At 36.4% G+C, this 22,042-nt stretch carries 19 protein-coding genes and 2 tRNA genes; all 21 read right to left on the bottom strand.

The genetic code is table 11. The annotated features are described in order from the left end of the window. Nucleotides 1-138 precede the first annotated feature (138 nt). A complete protein-coding gene (cysK, locus tag ACHZK0_RS00385; RefSeq protein ID WP_001261702.1) occupies nt 139-1,062 on the bottom strand; it encodes a cysteine synthase A in 924 nt (307 codons plus the stop codon). Between the two features lie 113 nt (nt 1,063-1,175). Then, entirely contained in the window at nt 1,176-2,051 is an 876-nt protein-coding gene (hslO, locus tag ACHZK0_RS00380; protein WP_262742131.1) for a redox-regulated molecular chaperone HslO, read from the bottom strand. 6 nt (nt 2,052-2,057) lie between these two features. Further along, nucleotides 2,058-2,846, bottom strand: a complete 789-nt coding sequence (locus tag ACHZK0_RS00375) for a type III pantothenate kinase (RefSeq protein ID WP_000578367.1) — start codon at nt 2,844-2,846, stop codon at nt 2,058-2,060. Between the two features lie 224 nt (nt 2,847-3,070). Then, complete coding sequence (gene ftsH / locus ACHZK0_RS00370) at nt 3,071-4,972, bottom strand: ATP-dependent zinc metalloprotease FtsH (protein WP_001079662.1); 1,902 nt, start codon at nt 4,970-4,972, stop codon at nt 3,071-3,073. An 85-nt stretch (nt 4,973-5,057) separates the two neighbouring features. After that, entirely contained in the window at nt 5,058-5,600 is a 543-nt protein-coding gene (gene hpt / locus ACHZK0_RS00365) for a hypoxanthine phosphoribosyltransferase (protein ID WP_000981838.1), read from the bottom strand. Next, on the bottom strand, nt 5,597-7,027 hold the full coding sequence (gene tilS, locus ACHZK0_RS00360) for a tRNA lysidine(34) synthetase TilS (protein ID WP_000655439.1): 1,431 nt from the start codon (nt 7,025-7,027) through the stop codon (nt 5,597-5,599). The genes hpt and tilS overlap by 4 nt, the downstream gene beginning before the upstream one ends. A gap of 225 nt (nt 7,028-7,252) precedes the next feature. Then, nucleotides 7,253-9,724, bottom strand: coding sequence for a stage II sporulation protein E (gene spoIIE, locus ACHZK0_RS00355; RefSeq protein WP_270343689.1), 2,472 nt, complete (start codon nt 9,722-9,724; stop codon nt 7,253-7,255). A gap of 260 nt (nt 9,725-9,984) precedes the next feature. Continuing rightward, nucleotides 9,985-10,056, bottom strand: a tRNA-Glu gene (locus tag ACHZK0_RS00350). A 13-nt stretch (nt 10,057-10,069) separates the two neighbouring features. Next, a tRNA-Met gene (locus ACHZK0_RS00345) sits at nt 10,070-10,143 on the bottom strand. A 160-nt stretch (nt 10,144-10,303) separates the two neighbouring features. After that, complete coding sequence (locus ACHZK0_RS00340; protein ID WP_061678909.1) at nt 10,304-10,792, bottom strand: S1 domain-containing RNA-binding protein; 489 nt, start codon at nt 10,790-10,792, stop codon at nt 10,304-10,306. Nucleotides 10,793-10,879: 87 nt separating this feature from the next. Then, the gene (gene divIC, locus ACHZK0_RS00335; protein ID WP_001208737.1) at nt 10,880-11,239 is read right to left on the bottom strand and encodes a cell division protein DivIC; all 360 of its coding nucleotides are present in this window, start codon (nt 11,237-11,239) and stop codon (nt 10,880-10,882) included. Next, nucleotides 11,236-11,889, bottom strand: coding sequence for a spore cortex biosynthesis protein YabQ (gene yabQ, locus ACHZK0_RS00330; RefSeq protein ID WP_395761065.1), 654 nt, complete (start codon nt 11,887-11,889; stop codon nt 11,236-11,238). Before yabQ ends, divIC begins: the two co-directional genes overlap by 4 nt. Continuing rightward, nucleotides 11,886-12,194 (bottom strand): sporulation protein YabP, encoded by a 309-nt coding sequence (gene yabP, locus ACHZK0_RS00325; protein ID WP_163072745.1) that lies wholly within the window; start codon nt 12,192-12,194, stop codon nt 11,886-11,888. The genes yabQ and yabP overlap by 4 nt, the downstream gene beginning before the upstream one ends. 58 nt (nt 12,195-12,252) lie before the next feature. Continuing rightward, a complete protein-coding gene (locus ACHZK0_RS00320) occupies nt 12,253-12,528 on the bottom strand; it encodes an RNA-binding S4 domain-containing protein (RefSeq protein ID WP_001234875.1) in 276 nt (91 codons plus the stop codon). A gap of 14 nt (nt 12,529-12,542) precedes the next feature. Continuing rightward, a complete protein-coding gene (gene mazG, locus ACHZK0_RS00315; RefSeq protein ID WP_395761064.1) occupies nt 12,543-14,003 on the bottom strand; it encodes a nucleoside triphosphate pyrophosphohydrolase in 1,461 nt (486 codons plus the stop codon). Between the two features lie 12 nt (nt 14,004-14,015). Continuing rightward, on the bottom strand, nt 14,016-15,617 hold the full coding sequence (locus ACHZK0_RS00310) for a putative polysaccharide biosynthesis protein (RefSeq protein ID WP_262742138.1): 1,602 nt from the start codon (nt 15,615-15,617) through the stop codon (nt 14,016-14,018). A gap of 232 nt (nt 15,618-15,849) precedes the next feature. Beyond that, nucleotides 15,850-16,386, bottom strand: coding sequence for a stage V sporulation protein T (gene spoVT / locus ACHZK0_RS00305; protein ID WP_000648309.1), 537 nt, complete (start codon nt 16,384-16,386; stop codon nt 15,850-15,852). A 136-nt stretch (nt 16,387-16,522) separates the two neighbouring features. Continuing rightward, on the bottom strand, nt 16,523-20,053 hold the full coding sequence (gene mfd / locus ACHZK0_RS00300; protein ID WP_262742139.1) for a transcription-repair coupling factor: 3,531 nt from the start codon (nt 20,051-20,053) through the stop codon (nt 16,523-16,525). A 105-nt stretch (nt 20,054-20,158) separates the two neighbouring features. Next, entirely contained in the window at nt 20,159-20,383 is a 225-nt protein-coding gene (locus tag ACHZK0_RS00295) for an anti-sigma-F factor Fin family protein (RefSeq protein WP_262742140.1), read from the bottom strand. A 70-nt stretch (nt 20,384-20,453) separates the two neighbouring features. Further along, nucleotides 20,454-21,014, bottom strand: a complete 561-nt coding sequence (gene pth / locus ACHZK0_RS00290; protein ID WP_080000234.1) for an aminoacyl-tRNA hydrolase — start codon at nt 21,012-21,014, stop codon at nt 20,454-20,456. Between the two features lie 72 nt (nt 21,015-21,086). After that, nucleotides 21,087-22,040 carry a ribose-phosphate diphosphokinase gene (locus ACHZK0_RS00285; protein ID WP_002174555.1) on the bottom strand — a complete coding sequence of 318 codons (954 nt, stop codon included), beginning with the start codon at nt 22,038-22,040 and terminating at the stop codon, nt 21,087-21,089. Nucleotides 22,041-22,042: the final 2 nt, after the last annotated feature.

The raw sequence follows: 22,042 nt of genomic DNA, 5'->3' as shown, positions 1-22,042 counted from the left end.
CTCGAAGGCTAGTGAAAATAAATTAATTATACTACCTCTTATTTTACATGAAGTTTTCTAGTCATTCACTCTTTTCCTATTTCCAATCCAAAAAGAAAAAGCATCCTTTTTCAAGGATGCTTTTTCAATCACATATAATTAAGACTCAAATTGATAAAGTGGTGTACTTAAATAACGTTCACCGTTACTTGGGATAATAACAAGTACCTTTTTCCCTTTACCTAACTTTTTCGCAATTTCTGTTGCCGCATAAATAACCGCTCCAGAAGAGATACCAACTAAAATACCTTCCTCTTTAGCCACTCTTCTTGCATATTCAAATGCTTGCTCCGTTTTCACTTGAACAATTTCATCATATACTTCTACATCCAATGTCTCCGGGATGAATCCCGCTCCAATTCCTTGGATTTTATGTGGACCTGGTTTCCCACCAGATAATACTGGTGAATCCGCAGGTTCTACTGCATAAATTTTAATATCTTTATACGCTTCCTTCAGTACTTCACCAGCACCAGTAATCGTTCCACCTGTACCAATACCTGCAATAAACGCATCTAATTGATCGCCCATCTGTTCAACAATTTCTGGCCCTGTTGTTAAACGATGAATTTCTGGATTCGATTGATTTTTGAATTGTTGCGGTATAAAGTAACCATGCTCTTTTGCTAATTCAGTCGCTTGACGAATTGCTCCACCCATTCCTTCAGGCCCTGGAGTCAATACTAATTCCGCACCGTAAGCACGTAATAAATTACGACGCTCAATACTCATTGTTTCTGGCATTACTAAAATTGCCTTATATCCTTTAGCGGCCGCTACCATCGCTAAACCAATTCCTGTGTTACCACTTGTCGGTTCAATGATTGTATCGCCTTCTTTTAATAATCCTTTTTTCTCAGCATCTTCAATCATAGCTAATGCAATACGATCTTTAACGCTGCTCCCCGGATTCATAAATTCTAATTTTAAGTATATATCTGCGCTGTCTGATTCTACGATGCGGTTCAACTTAACGATCGGCGTTTTCCCGATTAATTCTGAAACTGATTGTGCCACTCGCATTCCTGTCACTCCTAACACCGAGTATTTTTATTGGTTTTATCTATATTTAGATTTTGTCAGAAAATTCCCTGTTTGTCAATCTATTTAGGGGGTGAATCCCCTTAATTCCCTTATTACAAACTCTCAATTAAATTTGTAATATCTTCTTTAGAGAACTTGTATCGCTCATTACAGAAATGACAATGAACTTCTGTCTCTTCTTCTTCTGCACGAACTTGCTCTAACTCTGATTTACCTAAACTAATTAATACACTCTCAATACGTTCGCGTGAGCATGTGCAATTAAATTGAACATCCATCGTTTCTAATACTTTTACTTTATCTTCTCCAAGAACTGCATACAGTAACTCTTCTGGAGAAAGCCCTTGTTCGATTAACGTTGATACAGGAGGGATATTCTGTAAACGATCTTCAATGAATGAAATTGTTTCTTCCTGTGCACCTGGCATAATTTGAAGGATAAATCCACCTGCCGCTAATACGCTGTCATCTCCATTTACAAGAACGCCAACTCCTACAGAAGAAGGTGTTTGCTCAGAAACTGCAAAATAATACGTGAAGTCTTCCCCTAATTCTCCTGAAACAATTGGAGATTGACCAATAAACGGCTCACGCATACCAATATCTTTAATTACTGTTACAAATCCTTCAGTGCCTACCGCTTGATATACACGTAATTTCCCTTGTTCCGTTCCTTCAAAATCAACATGTGGATTCGTCACATAACCACGTACATCCCCATTTGCATGAGCATCTACTAAGATGGGACCAATCGGACCATTACCTTCTACCTTAATCGTTAACTTTTGGTCACCTTTTAACATTGCGCCCATCATTGTACCTGCAGTTAAAGAACGACCAAGTGCCGCCGAAGCTGTTCTCCATGTATCATGACGTCTTTGCGCCTCACTTACTGTGTTTGTAGTACGTACACTATATGCACGGACTTCTCCATCAAACGCTAACGCTTTTACTAAATAATCTTTCATACTCATTTATTCACCTTTCTCATGCTGTAAATTTGCATTACGCTCGTATAACATATACAAACCTTTTAATGTTAAAAATGGATCTACAACATCAATTACATTCGATTCTTCTGAAATTAATTTCGCCAATCCACCTGTTGCAATAACTTTCGGTTCTTGTTTAGCTTCCTCTTTCATACGCTTAACAATACCTTCCACTTGTCCAACATAACCATAAAGAATACCCGATTGCATCGCACTTACCGTATTCTTTCCAACAACACTGCTTGGTTTTGTAATTTCAATACGAGGAAGTTTTGCCGCTCTACTATATAAAGCCTCTGCTGAAATCATAATTCCCGGCGTAATAACTCCACCCATATAATGCTTTTCTTCGTTAATATAACAATATGTAGTAGCCGTACCGAAATCGACAATAATAAGCGGACTTCCATATAAGTGGATTCCTGCTACCGCATTTACAATTCGGTCCGCGCCTACTTCACGTGGATTTTCATATTTAATATTTAGCCCTGTTTTTATTCCAGGACCTACTACAAGCGGTTTAATTTTAAAATATTTTTCACACATGCGCTCTAAAGCAAACATAATTGGTGGTACGACTGAAGACACGATAATACCTTTCACATCTTCAAACGAAAGACCTTCATGCTCAAGCAACTGCTTTACAAGCATTCCATATTCATCTTCTGTCTTATGACGATCTGTTTCCATGCGCCAATGTTGACGAAGTTCCCCCTCTTCAAACACGCCTAGCACAGCATTTGTGTTCCCTACATCCAATACAAAAATCATATTCTCACCACTTATCTTATTTAATCTATATTTGTTCAGTATGTATAAAACTTATAAAAACATCATATCACACATACTTATATAATCAGCTTTTCTATCCTCATCATTTTACAAAAAGATTACGCTCTATTTCAATTTTTAATACCAAATTTATTTAAATTCTTTTTCTACTTCATTTCGTTTCACAAATAAAAAAGGAGTGACTATCGTCACTCCTTCATCTCTTACTTATCTTCTGATTCTTCATCGTCCTTCTTCATGTTGATGTTTACTTTCACATCAGCTGAAGACGTTGGACGTTCTGGCAATCTGCCGTAATCACATAAATGATTGATTTGCTCTGCATCTAACGTTTCTACTTCAAGTAGCGTTTTCGCAATAAGATCTAGTTTATCACGATTTTCAGTAAGAATTTCTTTCGCACGAGCATAACAGTCTTTCATAATCGTTTGCATTTCCACATCGATTTCATGTGCAATTGCATCACTGTAGTTTTGTTCTGAATGGAAGTCTCTTCCTAAGAACACTTGACCACCTTGTGAGCTACCAAATTGCATCGGTCCAAGCTTATCACTCATACCGAATTCCGTAACCATACGTCTTGCAATGCCAGTCGCACGTTGGAAGTCGTTGTGAGCACCTGTACTCACTTCACCAAATACAATCTCCTCAGCTACTCGACCACCAAGTAAACCAGTGATTTTATCAAGTAACTCTGGCTTTGTCATGAAGTAACGATCTTCTTTCGGAAGCATTACTGCATATCCACCAGCTTGACCACGAGGGACAATTGTTACTTTATGAACGACATCAGCTTCATCAAGAACAACACCAATTACAGTGTGGCCCGCTTCATGGAAAGCAACGATATTACGTTCTTTTTCAGAGATAACACGACTCTTCTTAGCCGGACCTGCAATAACACGATCCGTTGCTTCATCAATGTCACTCATATCAATTTTCTTCTTATCTTGACGCGCAGCCACTAAAGCAGCTTCGTTTAATAAGTTTTCAAGATCGGCACCAGAGAATCCTGGTGTACGAGTTGCAATTGCTCTTAAGTTGATATTCTCATCAAGCGGTTTATTACGAGCATGTACTTTCAGTACAGCTTCACGGCCATTTACATCTGGACGATCTACTGTAATTTGACGGTCAAAACGACCTGGACGTAATAACGCTGGGTCAAGAATATCAGGACGGTTTGTCGCAGCGATGATAATAATACCTTCGTTTGCACCGAATCCATCCATTTCAACAAGTAATTGGTTCAACGTTTGCTCACGCTCATCATGGCCACCACCAAGACCTGCGCCACGTTGACGTCCTACCGCATCAATTTCATCAATGAAAATGATACAAGGAGCATTTTTCTTTGCGTTTTCGAATAAATCACGTACACGTGATGCACCGACACCGACGAACATCTCTACGAAATCAGAACCACTGATAGAGAAGAATGGAACGCCTGCCTCACCTGCAACGGCACGTGCTAGTAAAGTTTTACCTGTACCTGGAGGTCCTACTAATAGAACACCCTTCGGAATACGGGCACCAACTTCAGCGAACTTACGAGGGTCTTTCAAGAATTCAACTACCTCAACAAGCTCTTGTTTCTCTTCATCCGCTCCAGCAACATCTCTGAAACGAACTTTTTTCTTTTCGTCATTATATAACTTCGCCTTACTTTTCCCGAAGTTCATAACACGGCTACCGCCGCCCTGAGCTTGGTTTAATAAGAAGAAGAATAAAATGAAGATAATAACAAACGGAATGATAGAAGTAAAGAATGTTACCCAAGCACTTGTTTCTTCTGCTGGTTGATACTTAACTTCAGCACCTTGCGCTTTGTCATTAATTTTCTTTTGTAATTCCTCAGTATTTGGTGCATAAGTAACAAATTGTTCTCCTTGGCTAGAGTTGTTAAATTGTCCCTTTACCTCAAATACACCATTTTTCGGTTGAAGTTGCACATTACGCACTTCACCTTTTTCTAGTTTAGTAATGAATTTATCGTAGCTAACTGATGTCGTTTTTTGTGTCGAACCATTAAAATAGCTCACGATCCCAATTACTACTAGGAATATCAGTAAATAAAAGATGGTATTACGGAAGATACGATTCATTCCTAACCTCCTCTCACGGCATAAACACTATAGTAAATCGTAACATAGAAAAAATTTCCTATACAATTGTGACGCCTGTATTTAATTAATTTGAGTAAACGCTTGGTTTTAATACTCCTACATAAGGAAGATTACGGTACTGCTCTTTATAATCTAATCCATACCCTACAACAAATTCATGCGGTACAGTAAATCCAACATAATCCGCTTTCAAATCTACTTTGCGGCCTGTTGGCTTATCTAATAACGTAACAATTTTTACAGATTTCGCTTTACGATATTTAAATAGGTCTACTAAGTAGCTTAGCGTAAGACCGCTATCAATAATATCTTCAACGATTAAAATATCGCGACCTTCTACAGAAGTATCAAGGTCTTTTAAAATTTTCACTTCGCCTGTTGAAACAGTAGAGTGACCATAACTAGATACAGCCATAAAGTCCATTTCAAGATATGTATCTGTTCTCTTTAATAAATCTGCCATGAATGGCATTGCACCCTTTAATACACCGATTGCAAGAGGTACTGTGTTTTTATAATCCTCTGCAATAATTGCGCCTAATTCGAGCACCTTTTCTTGTATTTGTTCTTCAGAAATTAATACTTTTTCGATATCTTGATTCATCATTTCATTATCCTCCCGGAAGACTCCTTGCTTTTGTAGTGAATAATCATATATTTATCCTTCTTTGCCGTCTCTTTCGAGATAGCAAATGCAGATCGCTTCAACAAGGGTATCCAAATAATATTCCCACTTGCATCACAAACGACCGGCCATTCTTCTCTTTTTTCTCTTGGTACTTTTGCTTCGATAAAAATAGTTTTTATCTTTTTTGTGCCATTCATACCTTGTATTGACATACGATCTCCATTTTCTCTAGAACGAATACGGAGTGGATATGATATATCATTATACTTAGCAACAAATACTGTTTCATTCATGTTACTTGGTATATCTTCGCTCACCTCTGCTACAAGCTTATCCCCGTTCGATAGCGTAATTGTCCCGGGCACTGATAAATCTTGTAAAAAAGGAGAAACGATTTCTTGTTTAAATCCAAAGCTGCACTCCTCGTATGCGCGAACAATTTTTAAATCACCTGGGAAATCAAGTGAACCCGAAGGTTGTGTCCGCTTAAAAAACTCAATCACTTTGTCAATATGTATAGAGGAAAGAGAAGATGGAATCTTATATTCATAAAGATAGTTTAATATTAGTTGAATCCCTCTTCTTTGTAAAGGCATAGACATGGATTCAAAGGCAGGAATTGATAAGCTAATTTGTTTATCACTTTTTTTTGTAATTACTTTATTCATTTTCTCAAAAGCTAATTCCTGCAAATACGCCTCATCCTCTTGCATCTGCATGCTAAATTTTTGGAATTTCTCATGCACTTGTGAATTTTCTTCTTTCAAATGCGGAAGGACATATTTACGTAATCGATTCCTTGTATATACTTCCTTTTTATTACTTGGATCTATACGAGGAATTATTTTTAGCTTATTACAGTAATCAACAATTTCTTCCTTCGTTACTCCAAGTAACGGCCTAATTAAATATCCATTATGAAAAGGACGCTTCACTGCAATGCCTGCATATCCTTTCGGAGTACTCCCTCGCACAAGGCGCATTAAAATAGTCTCTACTTGGTCATCACCATGATGTCCAAGAGCTACATATCTCGCATCATATTTCTTCATTATTCTTTCCAAAAATGCATATCTGCATTCTCTAGCAGCAACTTGTGCATTCATCCCGTATTGCTGTTGATATTGCGACACATTAATCCTTATCGTTTCGCAAATAACTCCCAGTCCCTTACAAAGGTCCTGCACAAACTGTAGGTCCTCATGAGATTCATCACCTCTAAACATATGATCCACATGTGCCACTACAATTTCAAACTGTTTTGCTGCTCTTTTTTCTAACAAATAATATAGAAGAGCCAAAGAGTCAGGACCACCAGAAACCCCTACAACAATTGTTGAATGTTCCTTTAATACATCATGCTGCTTTACAAAGTCATCTACCTTTTCAACAAATGTATCTTTCAACCTCGTAATCACCTTTCATTAAACAAGAACAGCAACGTTAGTTACCTTGTTTATAATGGTACAACTTTTACAAACATTGTGCAAAAAAAAGATATACAAAAATTACATTTTTATCTTACATCATCCGTACATATTCACAAAAATAATACCATTATCTTTTAAAGCAAAAAAACCTAGGCATTCACCTAGGTTTTTAGAACGAAACATCATACTTAAAGTTTCACTTTATTGTGCCTGCATTCCTACAATTGGAATCGTAGCCCACTTCGGCATATTTTTCTTCACTTTCGCCACAACAATAGTCATATCGTCATTTATATAACCATCACCAGAGCGAATCACCTCTTCCATAATGATATCAGCAATTTCTTGTGGATCTTCGGTTTGTAATTCTTTAATTTTTCGTTTCATCCATAGTTCATGATTCTCCACATGTTGCGCTCCCTCAAAAATCCCATCACTCATCATAATAAGAATATCTCCCGTTTTTAATTGTTCACCTACTACATCAACTTCAACATCCTCAATAATCCCCATCGGCAAATTACTTGCCTCAATTTTCAAAATATTATTTGCGCGTTTAACAAAACTCGGTGTCGATCCAATCTTTAAAAACTTCGCACTCGCATCTCGCAAATCTACCATAGCTAAATCTAACGTCGTAAACATCTCTTCTGTTGTTCTTAAAGAAAGAATAGAATTGATAGACTTAATCGCTATTTCCTCATCAATGCCTGATTGAAGTATTTTTTGTAATAACTTCACTGTTTCTTTACTCTCCATATGAGCTCTTTGCCCATTTCCCATACCATCACTAATTGCAAGCGCATATTTACCGACGCTTAGATCCATCATCGCGTAAGAATCACCTGAAACAAACCCACCGCCTTTTGCAGCTGTGGCCAATCCAGTATCAAGAGAATACGTCTTTGCTGAACCAAATGATATTAAGCTATGACCATTTGGATAAGAAGACTTTTCTTCATGTTTAACAACTATATTTTCCTTTAGAATATCAGAAAGCATCGGCGCAACTAATTTTTCACACTCTCCATGTTCATTAGATACAACCGGAATCAGCATTTCAATATCAATACTTCCTCTATCTAAACAATAAATATCAACGTGCTCTATTTCTACGCCAAAATCACGAAACGCTTGCAAAATCTGTTCTTCTTGTACTTGATGATTTTCTCGTTCTCTTTGTATCTCCTTAGCAAAATCCTCCATAACTTTTGATACACCTAATAGTTGCTCCGCTACTATTCTACGATTTTCTTTCATTTGTTTTCGTAATTTCTGCCCCTCATAGAAATGATCTAATTCACCAGCTACTAAATCCGTCACTTTCTTCCCTCTCACACAATGCTTGTCCCATTCACGAACTAACTTCCGATTATGCTGCAACGTCCCTTCTTCCGTTTCACTCATTATTTGTTTCATATAATCGTACGTTTTATCGAAATTAACTACCCAGCATTGGTCCTTTTTAAAACATGTTTGACATGTTTTTGCAGTAATTGTACTTAAGAATAAATCTGCCTCTGTCTCTTTATCTTCCTCCTCCACATATCCATATACAGAAAAGCTATTAGATAAAGCAGCAAATACATTGGCAAATTGATTAATTTTATTCGCTGTAACATCACGCATCCTTCTTAAATACTGTTGTTGATCTTGCGAATGTTCCTGTGTGCCTGGCATGAATTTAGCAATACGATCCATAACAAGTTTCGGTGTTAATAAGAAGAACGCAATCGCCACACCCGATTCAATTAAAGTTGTCACTATGTTTGTTTGCTTGTCTACATATAGCGTAATCAAGCTCGTCCCAATTAATAAACCTAAACTAACACCTAAACGCTTCCCTTCTTTTAACAAACCACCAAGCAACCCAGAAAAAGCAAGCAGACTAAGTTGAGACAAACTGGAGACATTCGCTAAACTTAATATTAATCCAGTGACGACCCCCACTGTAGATCCTGTAGCCGCCCCCGCAATAAATGCAAACACGAGCACTAAATACCTAGTAAAAATATGTTGAATAGAAGCGTCATATACAAACCAATCTGTTGTACCTGTTAAAACAGATGCTAGTAATATAATTAAACAAACAATTTCTTCTGTCTCTAGCGCTTGTTGTTTACCTTTTCGTTCCACTAAGAGCGGAACACTTTGTAAAAATATCATAGTTAATACGAAGCTAAGCCCTGCCTCAATCGTACTAACGAGTAAATCGTACATGGTAACAGTTTGTTGCGCAAAATATACGACAACCAAATGTGCGGTTAATGCGGAGATAAATACTTGGAATGGAACAAGTCCGACAGTTTTACGTGTAAACCGACTAAAGAAGATATTATAAATGAAGAAAGTAAAAATAGATGCAAAGGTAAAGAATAAATTATCTATCGAAACTGAAAGTGCGCCCCCCATTAGGGCCAAGAACGCGAGCGGCATTTTATCCCGCTTCATAACATAAACAGCAGCAAAAAATGGCAGTGCAAACGGTAAAATGTTTGTTAATATATATGCTCTTCCCAAAAGAAAACCAATAACAACAATAATAAATCCCCATCTAAAGAAAACTTGTTCAAACTTCATTCGCAACTTACTTGTCCACTTTCCTGCTCCAAGCTGACTCTCATTCATTGCCAATGCACTTGTATTCATAGTATTCCTTCCTGCTTTAGGCATATTTTTAACACCACCTGCATAGTTTAATTACTGTCATTATAAAAGATGATTATTGGGATTTTTGTCAAAACAACAGTTTTCACTTTTATAATCGTTCGACTTTTTATTCGAAATAACTCTACATATATACACGGTATGTAATGTATTCCCAATATTTTAATCGAACATTCAGAAAATATAGGGTAATTTTGTAGAAGTGTTGTACGTCTTAATTTATTTAACAAAAAAAGATCATGCAAATTTGCATGATCTTTTTAGGATGACCCGTACGGGATTCGAACCCGTGTTACCGCCGTGAAAGGGCGGTGTCTTAACCACTTGACCAACGGGCCGTTAAATTAAATATAGCGGCGGAGGGGATCGAACCCCCGACCTCACGGGTATGAACCGTACGCTCTAGCCAGCTGAGCTACACCGCCATGTCGTCTTATTTAACGGACAATTAGTATCTTACCTCAGATATGATTTAAAGTCAACACATCTCAAAAACTTTTTTAAAAATATATTTTCACATATAAAAAAGCACCCTGAGCAATCGCCCCGGGTACCTCTCTATATGCTAAGAATTAAACGTTCTTATTATCCGCGACGTGCGCCACGGCCACCACGTTTAGATTCTGTGTTACGCTTTAAAGAAGTTAAACGATCTTCACTATCCTTTAAGAAACGTGCCATCTTTTGCTCGAATGTTTCTTTTGGAGCTCGTTCGTTACCGCCGCCACGGTTATCTCTGTTGAAAGAACGATTATTACGTTGTGGACGTCCAGAACGTTGTTGATCGCCGCCACCGCGTTGGTATTCACCACGTGGACGATCTCCTTCTGTTTTTTCACGCTCTTTCGCTTTTTTAATAGATAGACCGATCTTGCCATCTTTTTCAACGTTAATAACTTTTACTTCTACTTGGTCGCCCACTTTTAAGTGATCGTTAATATCTTTCACATAATTATCAGCAACTTCACTAATATGAACAAGACCCGTTAAGCCTTCTGGCAGCTCCACAAAAGCCCCAAAATTTGTAATACCTGTTACTTTACCCTGTAACTTGCTGCCTACCTCGATTGACATAAAAAAAATGCTCCTCCTTAGTGGTTAAAAAGTCAAATTTTACTTTATTATATATAATCCTAAAATATAGTGTCAATAAGACATACTCTACTTAGAAACAGGAAAAATTATCTCCCCTTTTCCAGAGAAGAAATAATCCCTTCTAGCAATCTTTAATACGTACTCTTCATCATTTAACTTTTGAACTTCGTCTTTTAGACTTTTTTCTTTATTCGTTAATGAATCCAGTTCTTTTTTCATGTCCTTAACTTTTGCTTCTTTTGCTCTAATGGAACTGTTTTGTTGATAAAACGTTACACTAATACTCGCAATAATTGTAAAAGCAAAGACAAGAAAAACCGCTAAACGGCGATAAAGTCGCTTCCTGTTCTCATCCGTTTGTATTATATGCTCTTTAACAGGATTTGGACTCTGTTTTTCGATTGTTCTTTGTCTCAGTTCCCTCATTTCCGAGGTCCCCCTAACTTCTTTTTTATACGCTCCCATAATTGGAAGATATGTCCCTTTAATTTTGCTATATATTGCAGGAACCCTACATGTTTCATTATAAAAAGTTTAACACGATTAGGGAGAAGTTTCCATATGAGCGAAGCAATAAATCGAACAGGCCAGAAAAAAACTTTCCATATGAAAAGTAATATCCAAATCACCATTTTCCATAACACATGTCCAATTGAAAGCAGTATACGAAATAAGAATAATATAAATGCAATAAATAGCTGCGCTATAATAATAACAGGTTTTATCATGAGTAGCTTTATAATTTGAACAAAAAAGTGTGTTGTTTGCATAAAAATATAGATGAGAAAATTTAACAATCTCATGTATATTACTTTCAATAAGCTTTGATACGCCGCAAAACCACATAATAATGCCAAAAATACATATATACGTAGTTCAGCTTCATTTACAAGAAGCAATACGTAAAAAACGAATAACGCTTGGACAATCCAAAATAGTATATCATATATAAATACAAGCCAACGTTTACGTTCCTGACGATTTAAAAATCGTTGGTATGTATCTAAAGATGCCCCAACCCAAGCACCCATTCCGATCATTGAGAGCATCGTATACAACTGAATTGTTAGGCTCATTTAAACAACTTACTAAAGAATCCTTTAGTTTTCTCCCCTTGATTCTCATCAATATACAGCATCTCATGAACTTTCCCTTTAATCGATACAACACCTTTTTCCACATCTAAATTTTTCATTTGCAAATTTTGACCACGAATTGTTAAAAAGCCCATTACAGTCTCAAGCAAAAACTCTTCGCTATCAAAACTCTCTACCTGCTTTACACCGGTAATATCAATTATACGCCTGCCACGCATAATAATATCATGCTCTACAGAAACATTTTGTTGATTAGAAGACATAGGTGAGTAACCATTATTCACGTAAATCCCCCCATACATTTATACTAGCTAATAGTAATGTATGAAGGGATAATTAATTTTAGAACAAGCCTTCTTCAGCCTTTACTTTTTCTTCGCGAACTAGGCTATACATATTTGCTGCATCTTCTTTTTTAGTCGTTTCTTTCAATTCGTTTATTTTTACAGTTACTATTTTTTGACCAAAACGAATTGTTAATTCATCAGCTACCTTCACATCCGAACTCGCTTTTGCCACTTGACCATTAATTGCTATTCTTCCTTGATCAGCTACTTCTTTCGCTAATGTTCTTCTTTTAATTAAACGTGATACTTTTAAAAACTTATCTAGACGCATATCAAATCCCCCTATTAACGCTCTGTTTGTTTTGCCTCTTCCCATAAAACATCTAACTGCTCTAATGATAAATCTTGCATCTCTTTATTCATTTCAGCTACTTTTGCTTCCATGTATAAGAAACGACCGACGAATTTCTCATTCGTTGCATGTAACGCTTCTTCGGGATCTATTTTATAATGACGAGCAATATTTACGAATGCAAATAGTAAATCGCCGAATTCACCTAACATCTTCGCCTCATCCATGTTTGTAACTTCTTGTTGGAACTCTTGCCATTCTTCTAAAGCTTTTTCTATCATCGGTTGTACATCAACCCAATCAAAACCAACCTTGCCAGCTTTTTTCTGAATTTCATAAGCGCGTAGTAACTGTGGCAAACTTTTTGGAACTCCATTTAAAACAGATTCTTTCACGAATCCTTTTTCTTGTTTTTTAATTTCTTCCCAATTAGCAAGTACTTCATCGGCACTATTTACATCTGTATTCCCAAATACATGCGGATGACGACGAACCATTTTCTCAGATAAAGTTCGAATAATATCATCTATAGAGAACCAACCTTCGTCCTCTCCGATTTGGGCATGTAGCATAACTTGTAATAATACATCACCCAGTTCTTCTACTAAGTGGTCATCATCCTCTTCATCAATTGCTTCTAACACTTCATAAGCTTCCTCAATTAAATACTTCTTTAAAGATTGATGTGTTTGCTTTTTATCCCACGGACAACCATTTGGTCCACGAAGGTCTGCAATAATTTCTCTAAGCACATCAAACTGTTGATACAAGGACGCACGTTCCTGAACTGGTGGTACATATACACTCGTTAAATTATTTAATTCCGTTTCATGATCTAACATGTACAACGGCACCTTTTTAACTTGTTCAAATGAAGTCCCTGCAGCTGTTACGATATACACTTCATAATCATCTGGCAGCATCTCCATTAATGTTAATTTCACATCAGATGCAACGAATGCGTCATATACTTGGCAAAAGATTAAATGTTGACGTAATTCTAATTGCCCTCTTTCAAATGATGTAGCATCAATTAATTGGAATCCTTCAATCGGATCAATCTTTAGACTTGCAAACATAGGATCAAGGAAACTTTGTCCACCTTCAATGCGCACTTCAACATTCGCTACTTCGCCTTTTTCCAATAGTAGCTGAACTGTCCTTTCCGCTACAAGCGGATGCCCTGGCACGGCATAGATGATTTCTGTGCCTTCAGCTTGTTCTAACAATGTATTCGCAATTGTTTCATATACAATTTCAAATGTATCATGTGCTTCATATACACTGTCAAAGGCTGTATATTGTATACCTTCTTTCTCCAACTCTTCTATAACGGGATGTTCCTTCGTTCTAACAAACATATGATCTGCTTCTTTTATTTTTCGATATACACCCATCGTTAACTGATCTAACTCACCAGCACCTAATCCTAAAATAGTAATGATTCCACTCACAACCTGCCACCTCTATCCACTCTTCTTCAATGAACCTTCTTTTTTCTCTTTTTTCATCACGGTTCCTATTTCCGCTTTTGTAAATACACGTAATTTTAAAATTAAAAACATATATGCCAATCCACCGATAGCTACACCTAACAATGCCTCAATTGTCGCGATTCCTCTATGTTCCGTATCAATTACTAATCCAGACATTTGCATCACACGCATAAACATTATTAATACAAATCCCATACCGATACCACTAATAACTACACCTAACATATTACGTTTATCGATGAGCGATTCAGACACGGCTTGCATAAGTAATGCACTATTTAACACAGAAATTACAATTAACGCAACTAGCGTTGCGATTGCAGCTCCCTTCACACCAAAATACGGCATTAATATATAATTTAAAGCTAACTTTAAACAACCCCCAAATATAACGAATATTGCTGGTTTTAATGTTTGTCCTAGCCCTTGCAAAATAGAAGCAGTTGTAATCGACAATGAACTAAATAAAATAGATAAAGATAAAATGGATAAAACATCTGACCCATCACTATTTTCAAACAGCATAATATTCGTAGGCTGAATAATACAAGTTAATCCAATGGCCGCTGCAAATCCAATAACAAATGTTATTTTCATTGCTAACTTTACCTTTTCTCGAATAAAGGAAAGATCTCCTCTTTCCTTCGCCGCTGTAATGATTGGAATAAGCGACAACGAGAAAGAAGTTGTCACGACAGTCCCTAATTGCATAAGCGGGATACTTCTGTCATACACACCTTTTAATACCTTTGCACTTTCAGCTGGCTCTCCTGCCCCAATAAGTAAGGAATAGAAGGAAACAGAATCAGCCATTTGTATAAAAATAAGTACTAAGTTACTAACACAAATCGCCAATCCCTGCCAAAACAGAATTTTAATGATCCTCTTTTTGCCCTTAATCCTCTTTATACTTTTAAAGAATATAGAACGAAAGTCATGACGCATATAAAGTACAAGTACGATAATCCCAATCAGTCCGCCTGCGATTGAACCTAACATAGCACCTGCACCGACTGTATATAAATCAAATCCGTGAGCAATTAGGAATAGAGATAAAAATACAATAATAGAAACACGAATCGTTTGTTCTATCACTTGCGAAACAGCTGTTGGCATCATATTATTGAACCCCTGAAAATATCCTCTTGCTACAGATAGAAACGGCATCAATATGAATGAAAATGAAATAACACGTAATAACTTATCTAAGTGTATATCGCCCATAGCTGTTGCAATTGCTTCGGCACCAAAAAACAATGTAAAAAAGCCTATGAAACCAATTCCTAATAAAAACCAAAAAGATACACAAATAATTTCTTCTGCTTCTTTTTGTTTCCCTCGCTCTAATCGTTCCGCAACCATTTTTGAAATTATAATGGGGAATCCATAAGTAGCTAAAATTAAACAAAATCCATAAAACGGATAAATTTGTTGGTAAATATAAAAACCAATATCACCCGCTATATTTTGATATGGAATACGGTAAAAAGCGCTTAATACTTTTGTAACAAAACTTGCGATTGTTAATATAATAGCCCCACGCCAAAAGGCTTGATACTTCTTCGATTCCATACAAGAAAACTCCTTTTTCTATTCTCACCCCTCGTATTATATCATAAAGAAAAGGACAAGCTTCCTTACCTACACGAGTAATAATACATTCGTGCAACGCTAGAAATGTTCAACGAAAAAAGGTAGCAAAGCGCTACCTTTTTTCAATATACATATATCTCCAAATAATTGATTTCTCCAGAAGAAATATCATAATTAGGAAAGATTGCTACTTCTAAAATTCGATATGGCCTTACTGCTCCATTTGTTTCGCTAAAAAGCTCGCAGCTGTATTTACTGACTTATGCTCTACTTCACTTATAATGGCCTCTTTAGAGAAGATAATAACAGCTCCAATTGGATCCCCATTCGCAACAATCGGGCCAATTGTATAGGAACTAACTTTTTCTGTTACTCCATCAATAATTGAAATTTCGCTTTCATCCGTCATAATTACAGACTTACGATCTTCCATTGTCTTCTCAATTAAATCGCCAACGCTTTTATTTAAGTATTCTTTTTTAGATATGCCTGCTACCGCGATAATAGAATCACGATCGCATACAAGCACATTATGTCCTAAGCTATCGTATAAAGCTTCCGTATATTCTTTTGCAAAATCACCTAGTTCACTAATCGGAGAATATTTCTTCAAAATCACTTCTCCATCGCGATCAACAAATATTTCTAATGGGTCTCCTTCTCGAATACGTAAAGTTCTACGAATTTCCTTCGGGATTACTACCCTACCTAAATCATCAATTCGACGTACGATTCCAGTTGCTTTCATTCTAATGCTGCCTCACTTTCTACTGATGATGAAAGTGGTGAATTTACCTGTTCATGTAAAAATCACCAACTGTTAGACATAGTATTTTACACATTAGTTCTTCTATGCACGCCGAATTGTATTTTTTTATCTAATATTAGGCATTTATGACTTCTTTTTTTACATCTGGTAGGCCTTTTAATAAATTTTCAGCAATTGTTAACCACTTCGATGTCTCTAAGCCATTTGTTTTCATAACGATTTTCAATTGTGATCCTTCCATCCCTAAACCAATCATACGTCCAAAACTATTTCCAAGCATGAATAATTTTCCGCCATCAATATTTTGACTTGCTTGTTCTGAGAACAGAATCGTTACTTCAAATTTATTTTGCTTAATTAACTCAATTTGTTCTTTCATTGCCAATACTTTAATATTTGCAATTTGTAATAAATAACCAACTTCTTGCGGGTAATCACCAAATCTATCTATCATCTCTTCCTGCAACTCTTCAATATCCTCCATTGCAGAAACACCTCTAAACTGTTTATACATCATAATTTTTTGTTTACTATCTGAAATATAAGCATCTGGTAAATATGCATCTACTTCTAAATCAATTTCAACATTAACTGTATTTTCAACCCCATCTGTTCCTCTACGCTGTTCAATTGCATCTTTTAACATTTGAGAATATAGATCAAATCCGACAGAATCAATAAATCCATGCTGTTCGGCACCTAACAAGTTACCTGCACCACGAATAGATAAGTCTCTCATCGCAATCTTGAAACCTGATCCAAGCTCTGTGAACTCTTTAATGGCTTGTAGGCGCCTCTCTGCAACTTCTGATAACACTTTATCTCGTTTGTATGCAAAGTATGCATATGCAACACGATTAGAACGTCCGACACGCCCACGAAGCTGATACAGCTGCGATAATCCCATACGATCTGCATCAAATACAATTAACGTATTTACATTCGGAATATCTACACCCGTCTCAATAATTGTTGTACTTACAAGAACATCATGCTGTCCCTCTAAAAACGATAGCATAACAGACTCTAATTCACTTTCGTTCATTTTCCCATGTGCATAAGTTACACGTGCATCTGGAACTAACATCGAAATTTCATCTGCTTTTCTTTCGATATCCTCCACACGATTATATAGGAAGTAAATTTGCCCACCTCTTGCAAGCTCTCGTTCTATCGCTTCTCGCATTAACGCTGGATTATACTCTACTACATACGTTTGAACTGGGAAACGATTTTCTGGTGGTGTCTCAATAACAGATAAGTCACGCACACCAAGCATAGACATATGGAGTGTACGCGGAATCGGAGTTGCCGTTAATGTTAATACGTCAACATTTGCTTTTAATTGTTTAATTTTTTCTTTATGCGTTACACCAAACCTTTGTTCTTCATCAATAATAAGAAGACCTAAATCTTTATAAGTAACATCTTTAGATAAAATACGATGCGTTCCAATTACGATATCTACCGTGCCATCTTTCAAGCCTTTAATTGTTTCATTTTGCTGTTTTCTCGTACGGAATCTACTTAATAATCCTATATTGATTGGATAATCTTGAAAACGCTCTCGAATTGTTTCATAGTGTTGTTGTGCAAGGATCGTTGTCGGCACTAAAATGGCAACTTGTTTTTCATCCATAATTGCCTTAAATGCCGCACGGATAGCTACTTCCGTTTTTCCATAACCTACATCACCACAAAGAAGCCTATCCATCGGACGTCCACGTTCCATATCTTTCTTAATCTCTTCAATAGAACGTAATTGATCCTCTGTCTCTTGATACGGGAAAGAAGATTCAAATTCTTGTTGTTCTGCCGTATCTGGTGTATATGCATAACCCTTTGAAGCTTCGCGTTCAGCATATAATTTAATTAGGTCATCCGCAATGTCTTGTACAGATTTTTCAACTTTCGTTTTGACCTTTTTCCAGTCATTTCCGCCCAATTTATAAACTTTAGGATCCTTACCTTCAGACCCTACATATTTTTGCACTTGGTCAATTTGTTCAATTGGAACGTATAACTTATCATTACCTTGATATTTAATATTCAAGTAATCTTTATGAACGCCATTAATCTCTAACGTCTCGATACCTAAGAATTTACCTATACCATGATTAACATGAACTACATAATCTCCAACTTTTAATTCCGAATAACTTTTAATACGTTCAGCATTAGATAACTTTTGCTTACGTTGTGATTTTTTAACTTTCTTATGAAAAAGCTCTTTTTCAGTAATAACAACAAGCTTTTGCATCGGCATTTCAAATCCCGCATGTAAATCACCTACAGCAATTTGTAACCTTCCAGGCAATAATATATCTGTGCCCTCTACGATATCTGCCTCAATATCATAATCACTTAAAATATGTTGTAATTTTTTCACACGTTCATCATCAGTTCCGAGCACAACAGTCGTAAAATGCCCTTCGTTCCATCTATCAATTTCAGTTTTTAACAACTGCATCTGCCCATGGAAATCTTGCATTGTTTTACATGTCACATTCACAATATTTTGCGGATGTGTATGTGCTATATGACGTAAGAATAACGTTAAATATACAAAACTTCTTTTTTTATGATGAAGAAATTCCTCAAACGAGTGTGAGAAAGATAAATCTTGAATAATTGTTCCCTCACCAAGAAGTGAGATATACCATTCCGCCTCTTCCGTTTCAAGATGTGATGCTGTTTCTTGAATACGGGAAATCTCATCTAAAACCACAATACCATCTTCTGGTAAATAATCTATCAGACTAGCAGGTTCGTTATAGAAAATAGATAAATATTTAAACATCTGTTCTATACTTTGCCCGTTTTTTAACATCTCAATTTCATGACTTACCGTCTCAAGCACTGTAGTCTTCAATTTATCATCGGAAAGTTTTTGCATCGTCTTAGTCAAGCCTTCCTCAAGACGCTTAATTCCCGACTTCAATTCTTCCTGTGAAAATAAAAACTCTGTTGCTGGACCAAATCTAACACTTTCTTTTTTATCTTGAGAGCGCTGTTCATCCACATCAAATAATCGAATAGAATCAACTTCTGTGTCGAAAAATTCAATACGAAATGGTAATTCTTCAGTTAACGGATAAATATCTAATATTCCCCCGCGCAAGCTGAATTCCCCAGGAGCCTCTACCATCGACTTACGCTCATAACCAATATGATGTAAAGTATGCAAGAATGTATCTAAATCAATCTCTTGCCCTAGATTAATTTCGATTTGCCTTTGCTTCCACAATTCTTTCATTGGCAAAAATCTGCGTAGTCCTGCAACCGGTGCTACAATAATCCCATTCTCTCCTGCAGCTAAACGATTCAATACTTCAATACGTTGCGCCTTCAATTCTGGGCTTGCAACACCAATTTCTGATGCTATCAATTCATTTACTGGGTATAACCACACATCTTTTTCACCAAGTAACGCCACTAAATCTTCATGTACTTTTTGCGCTTGATATAAATTATGCGTCACAATAAGTTGTGATTTTTTTGTTTTTTTATATAAGGCCGCCATTAATAACGAACGAGAAGAGGTTGCCATACCTGATACAAGCTGTTCTTTTAAACCATCTTCTAATCCATTAATAACCGATTGGATCTCTTCATTTTTATAAAATTGCTCTAATAAACCTATCATTTTCAAAACCCCTCTCAACATAAAGAGCAAGCCACTATATTTTATGCAAATATTTCGGAAAAAGAAAACAGAAAAATGCTTTGGACATGCCAAAGCGACAACATTTTATTGCAGAAATTTTTCATATTCATAATACTCAGGATAAGATGCGAGCGTTTCTTGACACGATTCACAAATCGTTTGTATATATATATTTCCATTCTCATGAAAATGAATCATCTCTACTACTTCTTGCTCTGTTAGTTGAAGTAAAACGTCGCTATATACTTTTTCTGCAGTAACGGAGCCTACATTACTCCCGCAATGTCTGCAATGATAATAACCTTCCATACTAGCCTCCTAAAAATCCAATTACTACTAGTATGGGTAAAAATGAAACAAAATATTCCCAATCATACCCTTAACTATTGAAGGTATTCATGATTTGAAGAAAAGGTTTATTTAACCATTCTTCACATGCATCCGCTGCTTTTTCAATAGAATGACCCACATCAGGAATTTCTTCTGATGTAAAACGTCCTAATACGTAATCTACTACCTTCATACCATTTTTCGGACGATCAATTCCCATGCGGATGCGTTGAAACTCTTGTGTTCCTAAATGTGAAATTGTTGATTTCACACCATTGTGTCCACCAGCACTACCTTTCATACGGAGGCGTAATTTACCTACAGGAATGTCTAAATCATCGTACAGAACAACGAAGTCCTCAACATCAATTTTATAGTAATCCATGAGCGGACGAATACTTTCCCCAGATAAATTCATATATGTAAGTGGCTTTAATAAGATTACTTTTTCCCCATTAACAAATCCTGCACCAAATACTCCTTTAAATTTTTGTTCATTCAAAGAAATATTCCAACGCTTTGCAAGTTCATCAATTGCCATAAATCCAATATTATGCCTTGTTAATTCATATTCTCTACCCGGGTTCCCAAGTCCTACTATCAATTTCATTCTTGTACCACTACTTTCTTTTTTCGATACGAAAAGACGTAACCAATCTTGGTTACGTCTCATTCTATCCAATTAATTGAATAATACACTTACAGATTCTTCTTCGTATACACGAATGATTGCTTCTCCAATTAATGGAGCAACTGAAAGTTCATGTACTTTGTCGATTTTCTTATCTTCCGGTAATACGATAGAGTTCGTTACAACTAACTCTTTAATATTTGAGTTTTGGATACGCTCAATTGCTGGACCAGATAATACTGGGTGTGTACAGCAAGCATATACTTCAGAAGCACCGTTCTCAACAAGAGCGTTTGCTGCTAATGTAATTGTACCAGCTGTATCAATGATGTCATCAATTAAAATTGCTGTCTTACCTTCAATATTACCGATAATGTTCATTACCTCTGATACGTTCGGACGAGGACGACGCTTATCAATAATAGCGATTGGTGCTTTTAGGCGATCCGCCATTTTTCTAGCACGAGTTACCCCACCATGGTCAGGTGACACGATTACGATATCTTTAAGACCTTTTGTTTCAAAGTAATCTGAAAGAATCGGTACACCCATTAAGTGGTCGATTGGGATATCAAAGAACCCTTGAATTTGTGGAGCATGTAAATCTAGAGTGATTACACGAGTTGCACCTGCTGTTTCAAGCAAGTTTGCTACAAGTTTCGATGTAATTGGTTCACGAGAACGCGCTTTACGGTCTTGACGCGCATAACCATAGTAAGGAATAACAATATTAATTGTTTTTGCAGATGCACGCTTTAATGCATCGATCATAATAAGTAATTCCATGATATGTTCGTTTACTGGGAAGCTTGTAGATTGAATAATGAATACATCGCAACCACGGATACTTTCTTCAATGTTAATTTGAACTTCTCCATCACTAAAACGATCAACAGAACATTTTCCTAGTCCTACTCCAATGTGCTTTGCAATTTGCTCAGCAAGTTCCTTATTAGAGTTTAAAGAGAATACTTTCAAATTAGAATTTAGATATTGAGTCGACATCT

Origin of the sequence: Bacillus sp. 3G2, from assembly GCF_044324725.1 — a bacterium.
In the GTDB taxonomy this organism is placed as follows: domain Bacteria; phylum Bacillota; class Bacilli; order Bacillales; family Bacillaceae_G; genus Bacillus_A; species Bacillus_A mobilis.
This window is presented reverse-complemented; position numbering and strand designations above follow the sequence as displayed.

Coding starts and splice junctions, on each gene's coding strand:
- ACHZK0_RS00285 (WP_002174555.1), bottom strand. CDS start 22,040: ATGTCGACTCAATATCTAAATTCTAATTTGAAAGTATTCTCTTTAAAC.
- ACHZK0_RS00320 (WP_001234875.1), bottom strand. CDS start 12,528: ATGCGTCTAGATAAGTTTTTAAAAGTATCACGTTTAATTAAAAGAAGA.
- divIC (WP_001208737.1), bottom strand. CDS start 11,239: ATGAGGGAACTGAGACAAAGAACAATCGAAAAACAGAGTCCAAATCCT.
- ACHZK0_RS00310 (WP_262742138.1), bottom strand. CDS start 15,617: ATGGAATCGAAGAAGTATCAAGCCTTTTGGCGTGGGGCTATTATATTA.
- spoVT (WP_000648309.1), bottom strand. CDS start 16,386: ATGAAAGCAACTGGAATCGTACGTCGAATTGATGATTTAGGTAGGGTA.
- mfd (WP_262742139.1), bottom strand. CDS start 20,053: ATGATAGGTTTATTAGAGCAATTTTATAAAAATGAAGAGATCCAATCG.
- ftsH (WP_001079662.1), bottom strand. CDS start 4,972: ATGAATCGTATCTTCCGTAATACCATCTTTTATTTACTGATATTCCTA.
- ACHZK0_RS00295 (WP_262742140.1), bottom strand. CDS start 20,383: ATGGAAGGTTATTATCATTGCAGACATTGCGGGAGTAATGTAGGCTCC.
- cysK (WP_001261702.1), bottom strand. CDS start 1,062: ATGCGAGTGGCACAATCAGTTTCAGAATTAATCGGGAAAACGCCGATC.
- spoIIE (WP_270343689.1), bottom strand. CDS start 9,724: ATGCCTAAAGCAGGAAGGAATACTATGAATACAAGTGCATTGGCAATG.
- hpt (WP_000981838.1), bottom strand. CDS start 5,600: ATGATGAATCAAGATATCGAAAAAGTATTAATTTCTGAAGAACAAATA.
- ACHZK0_RS00375 (WP_000578367.1), bottom strand. CDS start 2,846: ATGATTTTTGTATTGGATGTAGGGAACACAAATGCTGTGCTAGGCGTG.
- pth (WP_080000234.1), bottom strand. CDS start 21,014: ATGAAATTGATAGTAGGACTTGGGAACCCGGGTAGAGAATATGAATTA.
- ACHZK0_RS00340 (WP_061678909.1), bottom strand. CDS start 10,792: ATGTCAATCGAGGTAGGCAGCAAGTTACAGGGTAAAGTAACAGGTATT.
- yabQ (WP_395761065.1), bottom strand. CDS start 11,889: ATGAGCCTAACAATTCAGTTGTATACGATGCTCTCAATGATCGGAATG.
- hslO (WP_262742131.1), bottom strand. CDS start 2,051: ATGAAAGATTATTTAGTAAAAGCGTTAGCGTTTGATGGAGAAGTCCGT.